The organism is Streptococcus sp. 10F2 (assembly GCF_054331515.2).
On the sequence record NZ_JBTGGE020000003.1, the window covers coordinates 58,913 to 76,739 of the forward strand.

The 17,827-nt window shown below is 39.5% G+C and carries 18 protein-coding genes, 2 tRNA genes and 1 pseudogene; 5 read left to right on the top strand and 16 right to left on the bottom strand.

Annotated elements, in window-relative coordinates; translation table 11 throughout:
- Positions 1-52: 52 nt before the first annotated feature.
- On the top strand, positions 53-2,602 hold the full coding sequence (locus ACXM1Q_RS01490; protein ID WP_458515529.1) for a YfhO family protein: 2,550 nt from the start codon (positions 53-55) through the stop codon (positions 2,600-2,602).
- A gap of 102 nt (positions 2,603-2,704) precedes the next feature.
- Here ACXM1Q_RS01490 and ACXM1Q_RS01495 read toward each other — a convergent pair.
- From ACXM1Q_RS01495 to ACXM1Q_RS01565, 15 genes are all read right to left on the bottom strand, one after another.
- Positions 2,705-2,776, bottom strand: a tRNA-Glu gene (locus ACXM1Q_RS01495).
- A 71-nt stretch (positions 2,777-2,847) separates the two neighbouring features.
- The gene (locus tag ACXM1Q_RS01500) at positions 2,848-3,600 is read right to left on the bottom strand and encodes a LytTR family transcriptional regulator DNA-binding domain-containing protein (RefSeq protein ID WP_458515530.1); all 753 of its coding nucleotides are present in this window, start codon (positions 3,598-3,600) and stop codon (positions 2,848-2,850) included.
- Positions 3,597-4,235, bottom strand: coding sequence for a GHKL domain-containing protein (locus tag ACXM1Q_RS01505; RefSeq protein WP_458515531.1), 639 nt, complete (start codon positions 4,233-4,235; stop codon positions 3,597-3,599). Before ACXM1Q_RS01505 ends, ACXM1Q_RS01500 begins: the two co-directional genes overlap by 4 nt.
- A gap of 1,165 nt (positions 4,236-5,400) precedes the next feature.
- A complete protein-coding gene (locus ACXM1Q_RS01510) occupies positions 5,401-5,835 on the bottom strand; it encodes a DUF1492 domain-containing protein (protein ID WP_458515532.1) in 435 nt (144 codons plus the stop codon).
- 130 nt (positions 5,836-5,965) lie between these two features.
- Positions 5,966-6,427: a hypothetical protein gene (locus ACXM1Q_RS01515; protein ID WP_458515533.1), complete on the bottom strand. Its 462-nt coding sequence runs from the start codon at positions 6,425-6,427 to the stop codon at positions 5,966-5,968.
- 811 nt (positions 6,428-7,238) lie between these two features.
- Complete coding sequence (locus ACXM1Q_RS01520) at positions 7,239-8,147, bottom strand: ATP-binding protein (protein WP_458515534.1); 909 nt, start codon at positions 8,145-8,147, stop codon at positions 7,239-7,241.
- Positions 8,148-8,164: 17 nt separating this feature from the next.
- Positions 8,165-9,091 carry a phage replisome organizer N-terminal domain-containing protein gene (locus ACXM1Q_RS01525; protein ID WP_458515535.1) on the bottom strand — a complete coding sequence of 309 codons (927 nt, stop codon included), beginning with the start codon at positions 9,089-9,091 and terminating at the stop codon, positions 8,165-8,167.
- 8 nt (positions 9,092-9,099) lie between these two features.
- Positions 9,100-9,372 (bottom strand): XRE family transcriptional regulator, encoded by a 273-nt coding sequence (locus tag ACXM1Q_RS01530; RefSeq protein ID WP_458515536.1) that lies wholly within the window; start codon positions 9,370-9,372, stop codon positions 9,100-9,102.
- 162 nt (positions 9,373-9,534) lie between these two features.
- A complete protein-coding gene (locus tag ACXM1Q_RS01535) occupies positions 9,535-9,846 on the bottom strand; it encodes a hypothetical protein (protein WP_458515537.1) in 312 nt (103 codons plus the stop codon).
- Between the two features lie 130 nt (positions 9,847-9,976).
- The gene (locus ACXM1Q_RS01540) at positions 9,977-10,183 is read right to left on the bottom strand and encodes a hypothetical protein (protein ID WP_458515538.1); all 207 of its coding nucleotides are present in this window, start codon (positions 10,181-10,183) and stop codon (positions 9,977-9,979) included.
- Positions 10,180-10,386, bottom strand: a complete 207-nt coding sequence (locus ACXM1Q_RS01545; protein WP_458515539.1) for a hypothetical protein — start codon at positions 10,384-10,386, stop codon at positions 10,180-10,182. The genes ACXM1Q_RS01540 and ACXM1Q_RS01545 overlap by 4 nt, the downstream gene beginning before the upstream one ends.
- Positions 10,387-10,703: 317 nt before the next feature.
- The gene (locus ACXM1Q_RS01550; protein WP_458515540.1) at positions 10,704-10,916 is read right to left on the bottom strand and encodes a hypothetical protein; all 213 of its coding nucleotides are present in this window, start codon (positions 10,914-10,916) and stop codon (positions 10,704-10,706) included.
- A gap of 16 nt (positions 10,917-10,932) precedes the next feature.
- A complete protein-coding gene (locus ACXM1Q_RS01555) occupies positions 10,933-11,646 on the bottom strand; it encodes a Rha family transcriptional regulator (RefSeq protein ID WP_458515541.1) in 714 nt (237 codons plus the stop codon).
- 63 nt (positions 11,647-11,709) lie between these two features.
- Positions 11,710-12,321, bottom strand: a complete 612-nt coding sequence (locus ACXM1Q_RS01560; protein WP_458515542.1) for a BRO-N domain-containing protein — start codon at positions 12,319-12,321, stop codon at positions 11,710-11,712.
- 10 nt (positions 12,322-12,331) lie between these two features.
- Positions 12,332-12,532, bottom strand: a complete 201-nt coding sequence (locus ACXM1Q_RS01565) for a helix-turn-helix transcriptional regulator (RefSeq protein WP_458515543.1) — start codon at positions 12,530-12,532, stop codon at positions 12,332-12,334.
- A gap of 204 nt (positions 12,533-12,736) precedes the next feature.
- Between ACXM1Q_RS01565 and ACXM1Q_RS01570 the strand changes: the two are divergent.
- From ACXM1Q_RS01570 to ACXM1Q_RS01585, 4 genes and pseudogenes are all read left to right on the top strand, one after another.
- Positions 12,737-12,931 (top strand): annotated as a pseudogene (locus ACXM1Q_RS01570) (helix-turn-helix domain-containing protein); the annotation flags it as partial.
- A 1,308-nt stretch (positions 12,932-14,239) separates the two neighbouring features.
- Positions 14,240-15,097, top strand: a complete 858-nt coding sequence (gene dinD, locus ACXM1Q_RS01575) for a DNA damage-inducible protein D (RefSeq protein WP_458515544.1) — start codon at positions 14,240-14,242, stop codon at positions 15,095-15,097.
- A 180-nt stretch (positions 15,098-15,277) separates the two neighbouring features.
- Positions 15,278-16,102: a KilA-N domain-containing protein gene (locus ACXM1Q_RS01580; RefSeq protein WP_458515545.1), complete on the top strand. Its 825-nt coding sequence runs from the start codon at positions 15,278-15,280 to the stop codon at positions 16,100-16,102.
- Between the two features lie 191 nt (positions 16,103-16,293).
- The gene (locus tag ACXM1Q_RS01585; protein ID WP_458515546.1) at positions 16,294-17,460 is read left to right on the top strand and encodes a tyrosine-type recombinase/integrase; all 1,167 of its coding nucleotides are present in this window, start codon (positions 16,294-16,296) and stop codon (positions 17,458-17,460) included.
- 280 nt (positions 17,461-17,740) lie between these two features.
- Here the strand turns inward: ACXM1Q_RS01585 and ACXM1Q_RS01590 are convergent.
- Positions 17,741-17,814 (bottom strand) — tRNA-Arg (locus ACXM1Q_RS01590).
- Positions 17,815-17,827: the final 13 nt, after the last annotated feature.

Here is a 17,827-nt window from a genome sequence, read left to right on the forward strand (position 1 = left end):
ACTTCGAGGCCAGGACTCATGTCCTAGCCTCCATTTTTATATAGGACTTATTATGAACAATTTTCTTAAGAGGTACTATCTTCCCTGCCTCTCATTCATTATTCCAACGCTTGGAATGATCCTACTCTATTATAGTCAGGAAATTTACTGGTCCAGTCCCAAAAGCGCCTTGCTTGGAGACGGGTTTCACCAGTACGTTATCTTTGACATTGCTTTACGAGATATTTTACATGGAAAAGGTATTCTTTTTTACTCCTTTACAACTGGCTTGGGGTTAAATTTCTATGCTCTTAGTTCCTACTATTTAGGAAGTTTTTTCTCCCCTTTGGTTTACTTCTTTGATGTTAAAAGTATGCCCAATGCTGTCTACCTTCTGACAATCCTCAAGTTTTCTTGTATTGGATTGTCAAGTTTCACCGCTATCAAAGGAACTTTTAAAAATCTAAAACCCTATCTAGCCTTAGTTCTCTCACTTTGCTATACGTTTATGAGCTTTACAGTAAGTCAACTTGAAATCAAAACTTGGTTAGATGTTTTTATCCTAGTCCCCCTTATTCTATATGGGCTAGATAAGCTTGTCAAACGTGGTCAAGTAGGTCTTTACTACATTACTTTAACGCTTCTTCTCATCCAAAACTACTACTTTGGGTATATGATGGTCATCTTCCTACCTCTCTGGTATCTTGTTCAACTAAGCTGGGATTTCAAGAAGCGATTAGCAAGTATTCCTCGTTTCCTCATAACATCTATCTTATCTGGAGCCAGTAGTGCCATCATGCTCCTCCCTACTTTCTTAGATCTTAGAGGTCACGGAGAATCCTTAACGAAGATTGACCGTCTCTTGACAGAGGCTGCCTGGTATCTCGATATCTTTGCAAAAACCTTAATTGGAGCTTTTGATACTACCAAATACGGATCCATTCCGATGATTTATGTTGGACTAATTCCCTTAATTCTCAGTCTCTGTTTCTTCCTCCTGAAGTCCATACCGTTTCATGTGAAACTTTCCTATGGACTACTCATCAGTTTCCTCATTGCTAGTTTTTATCTAGAAGCACTGGATCTCTTTTGGCAAGGATTCCACGCGCCAAACATGTTCCTTCACCGTTATTCCTGGCTCTTCTCCATTCTCCTTGTTTGGATGGCCGCAACTGTCTTAGAACGATTGGAAGAACTCCAGTTTCAGCAAGTTCTATTCTCCATTCTCTTTTTAGTCTTAGGTTGGGGGCTAACTTGGTATTTCGCGAAAGAACACTATTCCTACCTCAACAGTACTCACTTTCTTTTAACGTTTGAATTCTTAGGAGCCTATTTACTACTATTCTGGGCTTATAAAAAAGCAAAATTGTCCTCTCTCTTCTATAGCTTGGCGATTAGCTTTTTCCTAATCGTAGAACTTGGTTGCAATTCCTTTTACCACATCCAAGGAATTGCCGATGAGTGGGGCTTTGCCTCTCTAGAATCCTACCAAAAAGGACAAGAAGAAATAATGTCCTTAAAAGACAAGATGGACAGCGGACTCTATCGAACAGAGTTCCTCCAAGTCCAAACTGGAAATGATACGATGAAGTACGGATTGAATGGTATTTCTCAATTCTCATCTGTCCGAAATCGTTTAGCCAGCAGTACTCTGGATGTCCTAGGTTACAAATCTTCTGGTAGCAACCTCAATCTCCGTTACCAAAATAACACTATCCTAATGGATAGCCTCTTTGGTATCCGCTACATCATTGGTAAAAATCAACCACCACGGCTAGGATTTAATCCAGTTCAAGTTGAAGGAGACTATGTACTAAAAGAAAATCACTGGGCTCTCCCCTTTGCCTTCCTAACCCAGAAAACGTATGAAGATATCGAGTTATCTAAACTAACCCTTGATAACCAACGAAATCTTCTACAACACTTGACTGGACTCAAATCTCCTCTCTTTAACCAAATTCCTATTTATGAAAGCAACACCGATCGTCAAATCAAGAAAGAGGGAGAAACTCCTCCCCAAACAACCTTTGTGGTAGAAGCACCTGCAAATCAACAGCTCTACCTCAATCTCCCAAATATCCAATTTCCAGACGAGGAAGACTCTGTTGTTCAGCTTCTCATTGACGGAGCCTCTTACTCCTATACTTTGGACAACACATTCTCCTTCTTCGATTTGGGATACTTCCCAGAAGCAAAAGAAGTTACAATCAAACTCCTCTTCCCAAGTGCTACAGCAGCTAGTTACGAAGAACCTCATGTCTATAGTGTCCCACAAGAAAGTTTAGAAGCCCTCTTTACCAAACTAAAAGAACAGCAACCCCAAGTTCGTACACAGGACAACCAGCTAGAAGTTCGCTATCAAACAGATAAAGAAACCAGCCTCTTTGTAACACTCCCATACGACAAAGGTTGGAAAGCCTACCTAAATGGCAAGGAAATTCCAATTCGACAAGCCCAAACCGGATTTATGGCTATTGATCTTGCAAAAGGAACTGGTAATATCCAACTAATCTTTGTCCCACAAGGTTTCTACCCCGGTCTTTGGATTAGTCTCATCTCCCTCCTACTCTTCTTAACCTATCAACACTGGCTTAGGCATAAACCCCAGACTAATCAGAACTAATACCTTTTCCAAGAAAAGACGCCCCCAATCAGAACATCATCACTGATTGAGGGCGTCTTATTTTTTCAAACAAAAAAGTCGGAGAAACTCCGACTCAACTTATAGTCCGTACGGGATTCGAACCCGTGTTACCGCCGTGAAAAGGCGGTGTCTTAACCCCTTGACCAACGGACCATCCTGTCTCAAGGACAAGAATAATTATAGCAACTCCAATTTAGAAATGCAAGACTTTTTTTCAAAAATTTTTATTTTTTTTCGTCTAATAATTCTTTCATGGCTGTAAAACGTAGACGTGATAAGGGACAACTGGCTTGACCAGAAAATAAAACTTCTTTCTTTCGACTATCCCATCCCCGAATATTTTGGATATTCGCCAAATAAGATTTATGAGGACAAAAGAAACGTTCATTCCCTTGACCATCGGTTAAACGACGCAATTCTTGTAAGGTTCCAGAAAATTCCTTGATAAAATTTTTGCCAACAATTCTTAACTTATGCGAGCTAGCCGCTGTTTCGATATAAAAAATATCTTGAAAGGGAATGCGGAGTCGCTCCCCTTTGGTACTGAAATCAAAAAAGTCTTCCCCAGTATCCAAATCTAAAAAATGAGAGCGACTATATTCCAAGACCTTACGGATTCTCAAACGAAATAAATCTTTTTCCAAATCCTTTGGAATAAAATCCAAAGCTGCTACTTGATAACGAAAGGTCAACAAAGCAAATTCTGAATGGGAGCTAGTGAACACGATAATCGCATAAGGATTATTCTGCCGAATTTCACGCGCCACCTCCAGTCCTGTTCGCTTCTGATCTTGGATTTCAATATCTAAAAAATAGAGTTGATGAACCTCTGCCTGCGCGTGATAAGCCATAAATTCCTCTAACTTACCCGTCGACTGAATATCTAGTTTTTGCTGAAGTTCCTCACCAAGTTCCTCTAAGATTCCTTCCAATCGAATCTGATGATGAACCTGATCCTCTAAAATCAGTACTTTCATAGTTGACTCCTTATCGTTAGATGTTGCGTGAAATGCCGAGAACCAATCTCAGTCTCCAATAACATGGCTTCCTCATGGTTTAAGATTCGCTGAACTGTAAATAACCCTGTCCCCCTACCAGATCCTTTGGTTGACCAATCAGGCTGAAAGATTTTCTGAATATTCAACTCGCCAGAAGGACGACTATTTTCTAAAATCATTTCAAGCCCCTGATCACTTCTAAACAAAGCCAAATCAATTCGTTTCTCCTCAGATACCTGAGCCGCCTCAATAGCATTGGTCAGTAAGATATTCAACAACCGCACTAAGGCTAATTGATTTACTTCCATTGGAGGCACCTTATCCCGAATTTCTAAATAAAAATTCAATCCTTTTTCCTGTGCCTGACAAAGATAATGGAAAATCAAACTCCGAATCGTCTTATCCTCCAACAAACAGAGATCAAAATAAGAATATTCTCGGGAAGTCATGACTTCATTGGCCTCCATCAACACCTCTTTATGCAATTTTTCAACAAGTTCCCAGTCCCTACTTTCAATTGCTACCGTAAAACTCACCATCATCCCTGCAAAATCATGCCGAAATCCCCTTAAATCTTGATACATGCACCCTAATTTTTTACAGAGCTTCGTCATAGGTAACTTATTTTCTCTTTCCTTTTTTTCAAAAGAAAGAATAGATAACCGCAACCGCAAGATAACAAAAGCAAAAATATAAAGCGATGCTGTTCGCAAAAAGCCGGAACAACCAATGGATAACATCGAACAAGTCGCAATTTGCGAAAGAGTTAAGAAAAAATGAATCACAATAAAGCAACAGAAAGACGTTCGAATCTGCTTCCGAAAACAGGGCTCATCCATAAATAACAAATACCGATGGAAAGATTGAAACAACAAATATAAGGTATGAAGGGACAAACCAGCTATCAAACCATACAGGAGAAGATGAAAATCAACAAAAAACTCATGACCTACGATTGTATATAGACAAAACAGAAAAAAACCTCGTAACAAATCAAAACCTAGATAGAGAATCCCCACTGAATAAGAAGAGAAACGAAAACTCTCGTAGGTATTCCGGTATAGTAACCACGAAAGTATGAAAGGCTCTGCAAATAAGAGGAAATGAAAAAAAGCAGAATGCAGGGCACCCATTCCTACAAGTACCAACTCATAAATACAGAAATGAAAAAAGAAGGGTCTTTTCAATCGATTTCTCAGTAGACTAAAAAAGAGCCAGCCCAGGCCCATAGCACGGATAAGCAATAAAAGCAGATGAAACGGACTATCGTCTCGTAAAAACAAATGAACTTCCATAGCAACTGTATACTATATCTTAATCTACCTTAAAGAACCTCATACATGTTCATATAAAGCCCTAAACGTTGTTTTTATAGGATTTATGGCAAGTTCAACTATTCATACTCATTCAGACACTACCCCTACAGGGTGCGCAAAAAGTCCGCAAATCGAGAAATAAAAAATAGACCTGTACTCGGTCTATCCTTCAAATTATTTTTATGAGTTCGGTAGGCAAGAATTAGCGTGGCAACCAGCTACGCTTTTTTACTGCCTAAATCAAGTATAACACAAATACCCCACCTATTTAGGGTCGGTGGGGTATTCTCGTGCTTCGCTCCAGCTTCGTTCTGTTACCTACTGCATTCTACTGTTACCGTATGGGTATAAGATTGACCTAATGCACTAAATTGGTGCGTCAGATTATCTGTGACTCCATGTTTCGGTCATGTTTCGGTTTTGGCCTGAGTCGGTAAAACTCCGAGTCAGTTTATCTTCATCATCAACATGTCGTCCCTTTCAATATCAAATCTAGACTTTCTTCGGCTTTCCTTTTCAACGTGAAATACTTGTTCCTGTTACGAATATCTAGATACTCCATAGCCTCATCACAAGTTTCAGTATTGACATATGTTGCCAGCAAAACGTGTCTAAGCACCATATCCGGTATACTCATGATAATCTGAATAATTTCCTCTCTTCGAGCAACTAGTTTTTTTATTTCCTCGGTATTGTATGCTGTTATATCCACAATCGCAATGTTCTTGCTTTCCTGGGATGTTCTAACACCTCCGCTAACTTTCATATCAGACCACTTAGGAGACGTCAAGACGGAACTCCTAGTGGCTTCAATATCTTGTTTCAAAGCAATAATCAATCTAGGTATAGATCGTAACTCATGCAAAAGAATTTGTGCGTCTGTCTGCTTTTTACTCACTATCTGTCTCCTTTTGGTATAATTATAGTGTGTAAAGGTTTCCCAGTTGCTTTAGGAGTGGCTGGGATTTTTTAGTTTCAAATAAATCAAATTGTAAGCGTATAGCCGTCAGAATGACCTCCAGCACGTTCTAAGCCTTTGCCTTCCATGTCTGCCCATACGTTGCAATCTCAAGCCAACCCTTGACCCTCTGCCATTTCCTGTAATCAATCAACCAACCACTGCGGTAGATTCTGCTAAACTCTTCGAGTCCTTGATTTTTGTAAAGGTAGTAATTCGTCTCACTGATATTCAGCCTTCTCAGTTGCTGGGGAATTGGTTGGCGATTCAATTCAAAATAAGCCATGATAAGTGTTGCCCTGTGGCGCTTGTGTGGAAGTTTGTTAATCGCCTGTATAATTTCATTGATTTCCTCTGGTGCTTGCTTTCTATATCCAACCAATCGCTCCAATTGTTCGGATTCAAATGTTATCAGTTCAATCTTAAACGCTTCATTGATTCTAAGGTCATTCAAGGTTAGACCGACCACCATCAACCAACGGCGTAACTCTTTCAACTTTTTGATAGTCAACTTTTTAAGTTCTTTATCCACCTTCTAAAATCCCCTTCCTTCGTCCTATTTGGCGTTCTAGTGTTCTATGGGGTAATCATACCACCTAAATACTAACCCTTCAAGTTGGCATGCTCTCGTTTGTCTAAATCGATTCTGTGGCGCGTGCTTTGACCTTCACTTGACAAGCGTACTTGGAACTACTCTTGTTAGATCTATAGCCTTTCCAACGGGTGTACCTAAAAGTACAGCCGTTAGATCGATAACCTTAGCCCAACCTTACCGTAATCTTACCGTTCCTACTTTCCCTAGCCCCTCGCTTACCTTGTCTGCACCTTATCACTTTTCAGCATGTTCAACCCTGTCCAAATAAGCGATATATCAAAGTTTTTTAGACCTTACACCTTATCTGAACCTTATCTACTTACCTCACCAAAACCTCACTATACCCGCTCAAATTTGAGCATGTTGAAATCTTTTGAATTATGGCCAAAAATGGACGTTACTGAGATTATATCGGTTTCCCGTGAAACTATCGTGATGCTGTCTCACATTTTCCAACATTTCACTCCACCAGCAACTCGGATAATTCTTCCTTGCCAAACTTATCAAACCAACCCACGCGCCCAGTCTGTTTCAAATTCATCTAACGTTTTCGACTTTTTTGTCGCAAAGTACCAACTTAGCGATACAAAGAATAGGTGATCCACTTTTGGGCTACCTTTTAAAAAATCACCAAGTACCTACCAAACCCATATAGACAACAAAAAGGGTGCCCCATTTTAGGGCTACCCTGCTTTGCTATTGTCTAGTTTTTCAATTTTGTCTCCCTTCCAGCCTTTCTTGTAACATGTTAGGCGTGTTTTGTTTCTGCTGGTTTCCTGTTTTGGGCTTTTGCAAGTTCCTCCTTCATTCTTCTGATTCTGAAACGCTTATCTGTTATTCCCTCCGCTTTGAAAGAATTATGTTCAAGTCCCTTCAGGATTCGGCTGAAAATAGGAGAGTTATAGACCGTTTGCAATTCCTCGCCTATCAGATTCGTGTTGATAATGGTATTGGTTCTGTTATTCAACACATTATACAAGAAGCCCTGTTCCCATTCTGACTTTGGTTTGAGTATTGCTTTTTTTGCCCCCAAGTCATCCAAAACTAAATAATCAGGTCTTATCAGCATTTTAATTGCTTCATGCTCTGTGAGAGTTGCCCCTTCTTTGTAATTCCAGCCACTTTGGACTATTGTGGCAATCTCGGTTAGTGACACAAATAGAACGCTCACAGGTTTACCATTCTCTTTATATCCCTCGTTGATCGCCCTCGCCATTGCTAAGCACAGATGGCTCTTGCCGATTCCAGTACCACCTGTTATCAGTGTATTGCCTTCCATACCCTTAATATACTTCTGCGCTTGATTTTCGGCAAACTCCTTCAATGCTCTTTCTTCATCAGTTTTTACCAAAAAATTATCAAAACTAGCCTCTGAAAATTCTTTAGGTATTGTACTATCACGCTCCAAAACATTGTAAGTCTGTATGTACCTTTCGGCATTCAAATCTTTTTCAAGTTTTTGCTGTTTATCTTTCTCCTTCTTCTCTTCCTCACACTCAACACAAAATGGGTCAAGCACTCGACTATTCTCTTCATCCTTGGATCTTTTGGGTTCTGTAAATTCAACCATAGGGGTGCCGTGTATCTGACAGATTCGTTTGGAGATCCTTGCCCCTTTCACAGCCCCATTTTGTATTGATTCCCGTATTTTATCCATGTTCAACCTCCTTATCCCTAAATACCAATATCATCAGGAAAAACGCTGTTAGATTCAGTTGCGACTGTTCCCTTGTTTTTATTTGTTTTGTAATTGCGTTCCTCTTCGTCTTGCTGGGCAATTGTCTTGATACCATTCTGTACCCAATTTTTAAGAATAGCCCTCACATATCCAAAGTTTCTCTTTGAGTTGTCCGCTGATTTGTCTATGGCTCGCTTCAGTAATTCGGGTTCCATCTTGTCTAGGGTCAGGAACTCCATCAACTGCTTAAAATGATGTCCATCAAGCGGGCCTATTCTGTTTTGGTAATAATTCGATATATCTTGGATTTCTTTTTCAGTCGGATCAGCGGTTGCGATTTGGTCTTGGTTGTCATTTGGTTGCTCAACTTCTTCAGGGTACACATTTTTTTCTAAGTCGGGAGATTCTATACTCTGACTCTTACTCTTACTCTTACTCTTACTCTTACTCTGTGGGACATTTTGGGACAAGTCTGGGACAAATGGAGGACATTCAGGGGACACTTGGGGGACATTGTCCCCCTCTTCGTCTTTTTTCTGTACTTCATTTTTCTTTTGGCGCGTGCGTTGACGCCGTTTCTTTCTCGCTTCTTCTGTCTCTTGACCTACCAATTCAGGGAACTGGATAAGTGTCGCATTCCCGTCATCATCAATTTGGATAAGCTGAGCATTTTGAAAATAATCAAATGTCTTTCTTACAAGATCACTTTTTACGTCAAGCGATTCCGCAACCTCTTCCACAAGGTCATCTAAAAGCCCTTCAAAATAAAGAACTCCATTATCTTCCGTACTCTCTAATAGCATTCGGATATATAAGACAGTCATAGCATACCCATCCTCTACCCGTCTCAGACCTTTAATAGCTAAGTTGCTGAAAAAGTTTTTATCAACCTTCAGCCAAAAATACACTTTTTTTCTCGCCATTCTCTTACTTACCTCTCAATCCCTAGAAATTTCAACACGTCACTAACTCGGTAATAAATCTTCCTGGTGTTTTCAACTGGGGGCATGTATCTTTTTAGCCCCAGTGATTCCCAGCGTTTCAGGGTGTTACTATCAATGTCCAACTCCTCATGCATTTCCTTGGCTGTTATAAGCCCCGTCATTCGTTTAGAACTCATTGATCGACTTTCCAAATACCTCTCAACTGATTCAAGGATTCGGGACAGCAATTCCCGCTCCAACTCTTCACTAAAAACTTGCATTTCTAACCTTTCCTTTCTGTGGATTTCAAACTTTGTCAAATTCATAAGGTTTCACAATGGTTTCACGCGCCTAACTTGTTCCCGAGGGTAAATATACCACCTTAGGGGTATAAGGTTTATTTTCGCCCTATCCTATGCGTGTTATTTGGCTGAAAATCGATTTTAGGAACTTCTAGCCCTTCCCATTCGTCTAGCAAGTTCATTTTTCTGTTCTTCAGTCAGTTTCCGTTTCTTAGAAATTGAAACATTTCCCAAAATATCCCCCTCAAGTCCTATCAGGTCGCCGGTGGTTTCATGATAAACCTTTCGGCTAGGCATATCCTCTCTCGGAACAATCACGGCTTCCCACTTCCGAGCATGTACGGGGTTATCGGTGTAAAAATGCCAAGTTTTCAGTCCTTTATCATAGACTAGGATAGTTTCTTGCTCTGTTCCTACAATCGGTTTGCTTTTGCTGATTTCAAATTGTGCCATACTCTCCTCCTAAGTTCGTTTAATTAGCCAAATAAGCCAAAAGACAATAAAGCCCCATGAAATAAACAAGCCAATCACCAAAAGAATGATAATGGCGTAAAACATTTCTAAGACTGTCATTCATTCCCTCCTAGTTGTAATAGCGCCCAGCAAGCCATACATAACGGCCATAATCGGGAGTTAGTTCAAGGGTGTCCGATTCGTTCACCGTTTCCTCTATCGGCTCTTCCAGGGACATTCTCGTTGGTTTAATTGCTAAGATAAGCCATAGTAAACCCAGCAGAACCAAAATAGCTACTGCTTGGCCTGCTGGTGATAAATTTAGTTCTGTGATCATTGCTTCAACCCCATCAAATCTAGTGCCAATCCGTCAAGTTCATTCATCACCTTGTTGGTGATAAATCTAGACACTTCTAAGCAAGACCTTGCCATTTCATTATTATCCAATCTTTGAATAGCCGTTTGTACTTCCTCAAGACTGGCCAAAATAACCAGTAAATCATTTACTTTAGAATTCAATTCTGTTACACTTACGTCCATTTCTTCCGTTCCTCTTTTCTTCTGTTTGCTATTTTGATAAAATGAAACTATCAAAAATAATCCTATCCCCCTCTACAATAACCGCTTGCCTATTTGGTTTTTTGTTATGGTGGTTGGTTTATTTGTTTAATGTTGAGAGAGCCTGTTGGAGTGGTTGCCAATAGGCTTTTTTGTGTAACCGTATGGGATTCCGTACGGTTTTTTGTCTGTCTAACGTCGCATTTTGCGACTTTAGATCTTACTATGCCTGTTTTCTTATACTTTACTGTTCTGATTTGTTATTCCGCCCTAGTTGATTGGCCATGGCTAGCGGATAGTTACTGTTCCAATAACTTATTCCGATGATCAGCTCGTTTTTCTCTATGGCTTGATACCAGTCCCCGTAAAGCATAAACGCATACGGCAATGCCATCCCGTGAGTCCGATTCATCCCAACAATTTAAGACGTTAGCAACTGACTCAACTTCATTGATCAAGTATTCATAGTCAAAAAGTAAGTCGTATTTTGATTTATTTTCCTTAGCTGTCATTTTCTTCCTCCTAAACTTATAGCCCGCTTACAAACTTATTCAAACGCTCAATCAGTTCCACCTTCTCGGCGCGTGTGCTTGATTCCTGGATAGCTTTAGCCACGGTGTCAATGTAGTTGTTTTCTGCTTGTTCTAAGGTTGGAAGTCCTTGGGTAGACGTTTCTGCTCCGACGGGTTCTTCTGCTAAATCAAGCAAAAGTTGGGTAGCTTCTTGCAATTCTTCGCCTTGCTTCCAAAAATAGTCAATGTATCTAGATGTAAACAGCGCCCCTTTTTCTCCTGTCATTTTATGTTGGATAAACTCACAACCTTTTTTAGTCACAATGTAGCAAGGATTCACTTTTCCATTCTCTGCTTTGTAAGTAGTCTCTTGCCAAAAATCAGTAGCGGGGATTTTTCCCTTCTTCAAATATTCGCTATATCTACGAATATCCTTCATCAATTCAGAATGTTTTTTATTCGTCCACTCTGCTACCGTTCTGCTATCAACACCCAAAACTTCTTTTTGAATTTCTTCAATTTGAGTTAGATGTTTAGGGCTATTTTCTTTTTTGTATTGCAAAATAAAGCGGTTCAATCTATCTTTGGTAGATTGCTTGGGGTGGCTTTTCCCCCTTCTGATATTTTGGATAGTATCTTCAGCAACTCCCAGCATTCGGGCAAGTTGCGCCCCGCTCATGCCATACTCTTCGCAAAATTCATTTATGTATTTACTATAGTTGCGCCTCATGTTTCAATTCTCCTTTCTATGCTTTCGGATAGATCTAGGCTTGCATTTCAAATGCAACCTTACCTAAGCCCGTTTGTTCCTGTTGTAAATCGCCTGTGAAACGCTGATAGGTAGGCCATACCGTTCTTTGACCGTCATAAGTTCTACAGTCTCATCAAGAATAGCTTCCCTGTCCTTCAACATGTCCTCACTCATGGCATTCTTTTTGACCATCTTGGGAAGGCCATATAGGTTGGATACTGCCTTATTAGCAATAGTATTCGCTTTGATAAGGTCAACTTGACTAGTATGTCCTAGACCATCACTCAAGCGTTTCATGGCTTGCTTTTGATGTTCCTTGTCCAACATTCGAAAGACTTCGAACCCTTCCAATCCTGTTACTTGACGTAAGTTCTTAATCACTTCAAAAATCCAAGACTTAAACGCTTTGGCTTCTTTCTTGCGACTTGAAAAAATCGTCTCATAGATACCAAACTCGTTTACTATTAGCATTTCTTGCATTCGGTTCTTGCTATCTTTTATGGGGTGCTTTGAAAGTACCTCATGGGGTAGACGTTGTTTGATTTTCCTTTGATTCAACCCTAAAGCGCTAGCAATATCAGCAAGCACCGCCCACCATTCGCCTCCATGATCTACGAACCGAATGGGATAGCCGTTCCATTGTTCTGTTTTCATGATTCTGCTCCTAACTGAAAAATAATTCATCAATGGTGATATTCGGCTCAATAGTCCGAACCATGTCACGGATCTTCAACTTTTCACGATCATTAAACTGAGTCTTTCCTGTCTCTTTGCTACTGTAAGCCTGCTTGGTGATTCCGAGGATTTTCCCTAAGTCCTCTTGAGTGTATCCAAGCATAACCCTGTACCCTCTGAGTTTGCTCATTTGTCGGCCTCCTTCTTTTAAAAATTCCCTCCCCATAGCTTGAAAGATGAAAGGTGTCGGGAAAGCGAACACAATTAAATTGTGCTTGATAAGTATCGTACACAATTAAAATATGCTTGTCAACAATTTAGATACAAAAAACACAAAAAACTTGTATTAAGTCCATTTTTTGGTATATAATCTTTTATGAAAGGTGTAAAAATTATGAATAGATTGAAAGAATTAAGAACAGAAAAAAAGCTAACTCAAAAAGAGTTAGCAAAAGAACTAGGCATACACTATAGGACGCTTCAAAATTGGGAAACCAATGAAACCCAAATTAAGCCTGATAAAGCACAAGAACTTGCTGACTATTTCGGGGTAGACGTGGGGTATCTGCTAGGTTTTAGCACAATACGCTATGACTCTGAACAAATAAAAAAAGCCATAAAAAATCTTTCTGCTGTTGATACCCCTATAAATAAAGACTCTCTAGATCGTACAGTTGCCATAGTTGAACAAACTGATTTTTTAGATTTAGATATTAAAACAATTGTAGACCTATACCACTACACTAACGATAATACAAAACCCATCGAAAACTTCGACGATTTGATAAGCTTCTTTGAATACAAATCTAATTCATATGCAGAACTTTTGACCAAAGTTGAACCCTATGAAGCGGATTCAATAATGCAACAAATCCGCCGGTTAAATAGCTATATAGAGATTATAATTTCAAACGCCCACCGTCTAACGTACAGATTAAACGTGGATAAAAATGATGGCTATCTCTTAATGGCTGACGGAACAGTTAAAATAATAAAACGCGAAAAATCCTTATCTGATAAAGAAATAAAGGCACTTCCAAAAGACGAGCAGAAAGAATACACTCAAAATTCTGTCGGAGAAATTAGAAAAGAGATACGTGACCTAAATAAAAAGATGAACGAGTTTAAACTTGCCTACAAGAATATCCGTTCGGATTTAACCATTGAGCAAATGCATGAATTGACTAGTGATTTGATTAAAATATTAGCTGATATAGAGCAAACGAAAACAAGCACCAACTCAAGACCAACACAGGAAAAAGACAATCTTTGAGATTAAACCTTCCAAATTTGGAAAGCAAAAAATCCCAGCCACTCGAAGTAACTGGGAGATCTTAGTCTTTTTTCTAAAGCGTGCTTTTCTCGGCGTTCGCTCGGAGTTCGATCACGCGCCCAGCGGATCAATCCAATAGCTAGGTTTTCTCTATAGGTGAAAAAAATTCAAGTTTTTTCAAGTTTTGTCCGAGCAATCACAATCCTATACCTTGAAAAAAGTTAGGTTTTGTTAGGTTTTTTATTTGAGGTTTTCTGAGGTTCTGAAAAAAGTCACGGTTGGTCACGGTCTCACTTCTTTCCATTTTCGGAAAAAAGTTACGATTTGTTACGAGTTCCTTTGCTTCACATTTTTGGAAAGCAAAAAAACTCAAGTTTTCTCAAGAGTTCCAACTGTTAACAAAAGTTAACATTTGTTAACACCTACATACGGAAAAAAGTCCGCAGAAGTCCGCAGTTTTATTTTAGGTTCTGAAAAAAGTCAACAGTCCCTATTTTCACATTTTGGCCATTTTGACAAAATAGCGACCCACTCCAGCGGTTCTATCTTCTCAAATTCGCCGAAACGTAAAAATACAAACCGTGGCGCGTGAGTTCCATCAATAACCATGAAAGGAATTTTTACATGGAAGAATTAAAAAAATACGATGAATTGACCTTTGAAAATATCAAACACATAGACCAAAACGGTGTAGAGTTTTGGTATGCAAGGGAACTTCAACCAATTTTAGAATACACCGAATGGCGGAACTTCATGCAAGTTATCGACAAGGCTAAAATCGCTTGTGAAAACGCTGGAAACCGCACCATTGAGCATTTTGTTGACGTCAACAAGTCAATTTCTAGCGGATATAACACTACTAGGACAATTAAAGATTTTAAACTATCTCGCTATGCCTGTTATTTGATCGTTCAGAACGGAGACCCAAGAAAAGAGGTTATTGCTCTTGGCCAATCCTACTTTGCCATCAAAACAAGACAACAGGAACTTCAAGACAATTTCAATAGTCTCTCAGAAGATCAAAAACGTATTGCAATCCGTGATGAGATAAAGCACCATAACAAATCACTTGCGAAGTCTGCTAGAAATGCAGGTGTAAAAAACTTTGGAAGATTCCATAATGCAGGATATAGAGGTCTATATGGTGGCCTAACCATGGAAGATATTCATAACCGTAAAGAGTTAAATGATAATGAGCATATTCTTGATTTCATGGGAAGCAATGAACTTGCTGCCAATCTATTTCGAGCAACTCAAACAGACGAAGTATTAAGGAACAAGCAAATCCATGGCGAAGATTTAGCCAATGATACCCACTTTAATGTTGGTCGTAAAATAAGAAAAACCATGGCAGAACTCGGGACAACCATGCCTGAAAATCTCCCGACTCCTCAGGAAAGTATTCAAGAATTGAAAAAGAAACATAAAGCACTAGAAAAACAAACCAATTCCGACCAACTATCTCTTTTTGACGATATGTAACCATGGCGCGTGATACTATCTACTGCGGTCACGCTTCAAAAGTCGTATACGGATACATACGAACAGCCAAAATGATACTATTCTCTGATTTTTGCTTGTTAGGGAGATATATGGGGCTGTATGAATAACTAAAAATTTGACAATGATCCAACGCTTGGGATATATCAGAAAGGAAAAAATATGGTAAAAATCAATGCAAATGGCAAAGAAATAACATTACTGGCCAATAATACTGACTACATAAGCTTGACAGATATTGCTAAATATAAAAATAGTGATGACCCTAGGATAGTAATATCTAACTGGTTAAGTAACTATTCAACTATTGATTTTTTAGCGACCTGGGAGGGTTTACATAATCCAAATTTTAACCGTATGGAATTCCATACGGTTAGAAATGAACCTGGTAGACTTGTCCTAACTGCAAAACAATGGATTGATAGAATGAACGCCATTGGTATTACTTCAAAAGCAGGCCGATACGGTGGGACTTATGCCCATTCTGACATTGCCTTTGAGTTTGCTTCATGGATTTCGCCTGAATTCAAACTATATATTATTCAAGACTACCAGCGTTTAAAACAAGACGAAGCCTACAAAAATCAACTAGACTGGCAAGTAAATCGTTATATCGCTAAACTCAATTACACTCTACAAACAGACGCCATTAAAGAACACCTAGTCCCAACTCTTAACCCCTCCCAGATAGCTTACGCCTATTCAAGTGAGGCGGACTTAGTAAACGTTGCCCTATTCGGTATGACTGCCAAAGAGTTTAAAAAAGCCCATCCTGAAAAAGAAGGAAACCAGCGGGATAACGCTACTATCGAACAATTGCTCGTTCTCAATAATTTACAAAACCTTAATGCCGAAATGATAAAACAAGGGGTGTCTCAAAGCAACAGACTAACCGAATTAAATAGAATTGCTAGGGAGCAATTAGAAGTATTGTACAAAAACAATCAAAAATCCCTTAATAGTCTCAAAAAATTGAATGAGAAATAGTCTAATCGGACAATGAACAACTTCACCGCTAGATTCACCCTCTACACCACTTCCAGCTTCTTCCCTTACAAATCTACCACCCAACACACGAGACAGCCAAAATGGCACACTCTCGCTTAAAATTTCATGGTTCTATGCCCTCTACAATAACCGCTTGCCTACTGATGTTATTTTTAGAAAAGAGGTCAAACATGAAAATCAATCAAATCAAAAAGAAAGACGGATCTACCGTCTACCGTGCGGATGTCTACTTGGGAACTGATTCTGTGACAGGGAAGAAAGTCAAAACCAAGGTAACAGGAAGAACTCAAAAAGAGGTCAAGCATAAAGCAATCGAAGCTGTGGCCAAGTTTAAAAACAGCGGATCTACACGGGTTCAATTTGTCAAGGTGGACACTTACCAGGATCTAACAGAACTTTGGTGGGATAGCTACAAGGATACAGTAAAAATAAATACCCAAATCTTTACTAAGGGCTTAATCAAGAATCACCTTATTCCTGTATTCGGTTCTTACAAATTGGATAAACTAACCACTCCCCTTATTCAATCCATTGTCAATGATATGGCCAATAGGACAAATCGAGGGGAGGAAGGGGCTTACCTTAATTTCCAACAAATCCACGCGCTAAACAAGCGAATACTCCAATATGGGGTAGTTCTCCAAGCTATCCCATTCAATCCAGCTAGGGAGGTCATTCTACCCCGTAACCTTCAGAAAGCAAAAAAGAATAAGGTCAAGCATTTTGAGAAAGAGGAACTGAGACAATTCCTTGACTACTTGGATAATCTTGACCATAATCGCTACCGCCATTATTATGAAACGGTACTTTACAAGTTCTTGCTCGCTACTGGTTGCCGTGTCAATGAAGCCCTAGCTTTACACTGGGAAGATGTTGATTTGACTAGCGGTGTAGTGTCTATCACCAAAACAATCAATAGTAAAAGGGGTGTAAATCCTCCCAAGTCTAAATCTAGCGAACGAGATATAGATATAGACACTCGAACGGTTAGCATGCTAAAAGAATACAAGAAACGCCAAACCTTGGAAGCGTGGCAACTTGGGAGAACTGAAACGGTTGTATTTTCGGACTTTATCCATGAATACCCGGTTTACAATAATCTAGGATCAAGTCTTGTGCTACATTTCAAGAAAGCTGGTGTTTCAAATATTGGTTTTCACGGATTCCGCCATACCCATGCTAGCTTGCTACTAAACTCAGGTATCCCTTACAAAGAACTCCAGCACCGCCTGGGCCATTCCAATATCTCGGTAACTATGGATGTCTATAGTCACCTATCAAGGGAAAGTGCAAAAAAAGCCGTCTCACTTTTTGAGAAGGCCATGGGTGATTTATAGAGAAAAGTCCGCAAAATGGTTCGCAAATTTATGGTGTAACGAAACGTTACGTCACAAAAACCCTATAGGTAAGGCATTTTTAAGAGGTGATACATTTCTCTTGTATACTATATCTTAAAATAGCCTCCTATAGGGGATCAAACCCCAAAATGTATAAAAAACTGCCTGAAATGAAAAAATAGACATCATTTCCAGAAAAAATGAGCAGCTATTTTTAAAAGAGCCGTCAAAAAAAGAACTGGTAATTGAACCAGTCCCTCATTTACATAGACGCTCTACATGATCCCAGCAGGATTCGAACCTGCGACCGTTCGCTTAGAAGGCGAATGCTCTATCCAGCTGAGCTATGGGACCAATGCTCCTTATT

What these genes read in the sequence shown, in the direction of transcription:
- ACXM1Q_RS01550 (WP_458515540.1), bottom strand. Translation starts at nt 10,916, where the DNA reads ATGACAGCTAAGGAAAATAAATCAAAATACGACTTACTTTTTGACTAT.
- ACXM1Q_RS01580 (WP_458515545.1), top strand. Translation starts at nt 15,278, where the DNA reads ATGGTAAAAATCAATGCAAATGGCAAAGAAATAACATTACTGGCCAAT.
- ACXM1Q_RS01540 (WP_458515538.1), bottom strand. Translation starts at nt 10,183, where the DNA reads ATGATCACAGAACTAAATTTATCACCAGCAGGCCAAGCAGTAGCTATT.
- ACXM1Q_RS01560 (WP_458515542.1), bottom strand. Translation starts at nt 12,321, where the DNA reads ATGAAAACAGAACAATGGAACGGCTATCCCATTCGGTTCGTAGATCAT.
- ACXM1Q_RS01565 (WP_458515543.1), bottom strand. Translation starts at nt 12,532, where the DNA reads ATGAGCAAACTCAGAGGGTACAGGGTTATGCTTGGATACACTCAAGAG.
- ACXM1Q_RS01490 (WP_458515529.1), top strand. Translation starts at nt 53, where the DNA reads ATGAACAATTTTCTTAAGAGGTACTATCTTCCCTGCCTCTCATTCATT.
- ACXM1Q_RS01520 (WP_458515534.1), bottom strand. Translation starts at nt 8,147, where the DNA reads ATGGATAAAATACGGGAATCAATACAAAATGGGGCTGTGAAAGGGGCA.
- ACXM1Q_RS01505 (WP_458515531.1), bottom strand. Translation starts at nt 4,235, where the DNA reads ATGACGAAGCTCTGTAAAAAATTAGGGTGCATGTATCAAGATTTAAGG.
- ACXM1Q_RS01535 (WP_458515537.1), bottom strand. Translation starts at nt 9,846, where the DNA reads ATGGCACAATTTGAAATCAGCAAAAGCAAACCGATTGTAGGAACAGAG.
- ACXM1Q_RS01500 (WP_458515530.1), bottom strand. Translation starts at nt 3,600, where the DNA reads ATGAAAGTACTGATTTTAGAGGATCAGGTTCATCATCAGATTCGATTG.
- ACXM1Q_RS01545 (WP_458515539.1), bottom strand. Translation starts at nt 10,386, where the DNA reads ATGGACGTAAGTGTAACAGAATTGAATTCTAAAGTAAATGATTTACTG.
- dinD (WP_458515544.1), top strand. Translation starts at nt 14,240, where the DNA reads ATGGAAGAATTAAAAAAATACGATGAATTGACCTTTGAAAATATCAAA.
- ACXM1Q_RS01530 (WP_458515536.1), bottom strand. Translation starts at nt 9,372, where the DNA reads ATGCAAGTTTTTAGTGAAGAGTTGGAGCGGGAATTGCTGTCCCGAATC.
- ACXM1Q_RS01585 (WP_458515546.1), top strand. Translation starts at nt 16,294, where the DNA reads ATGAAAATCAATCAAATCAAAAAGAAAGACGGATCTACCGTCTACCGT.
- ACXM1Q_RS01525 (WP_458515535.1), bottom strand. Translation starts at nt 9,091, where the DNA reads ATGGCGAGAAAAAAAGTGTATTTTTGGCTGAAGGTTGATAAAAACTTT.
- ACXM1Q_RS01555 (WP_458515541.1), bottom strand. Translation starts at nt 11,646, where the DNA reads ATGAGGCGCAACTATAGTAAATACATAAATGAATTTTGCGAAGAGTAT.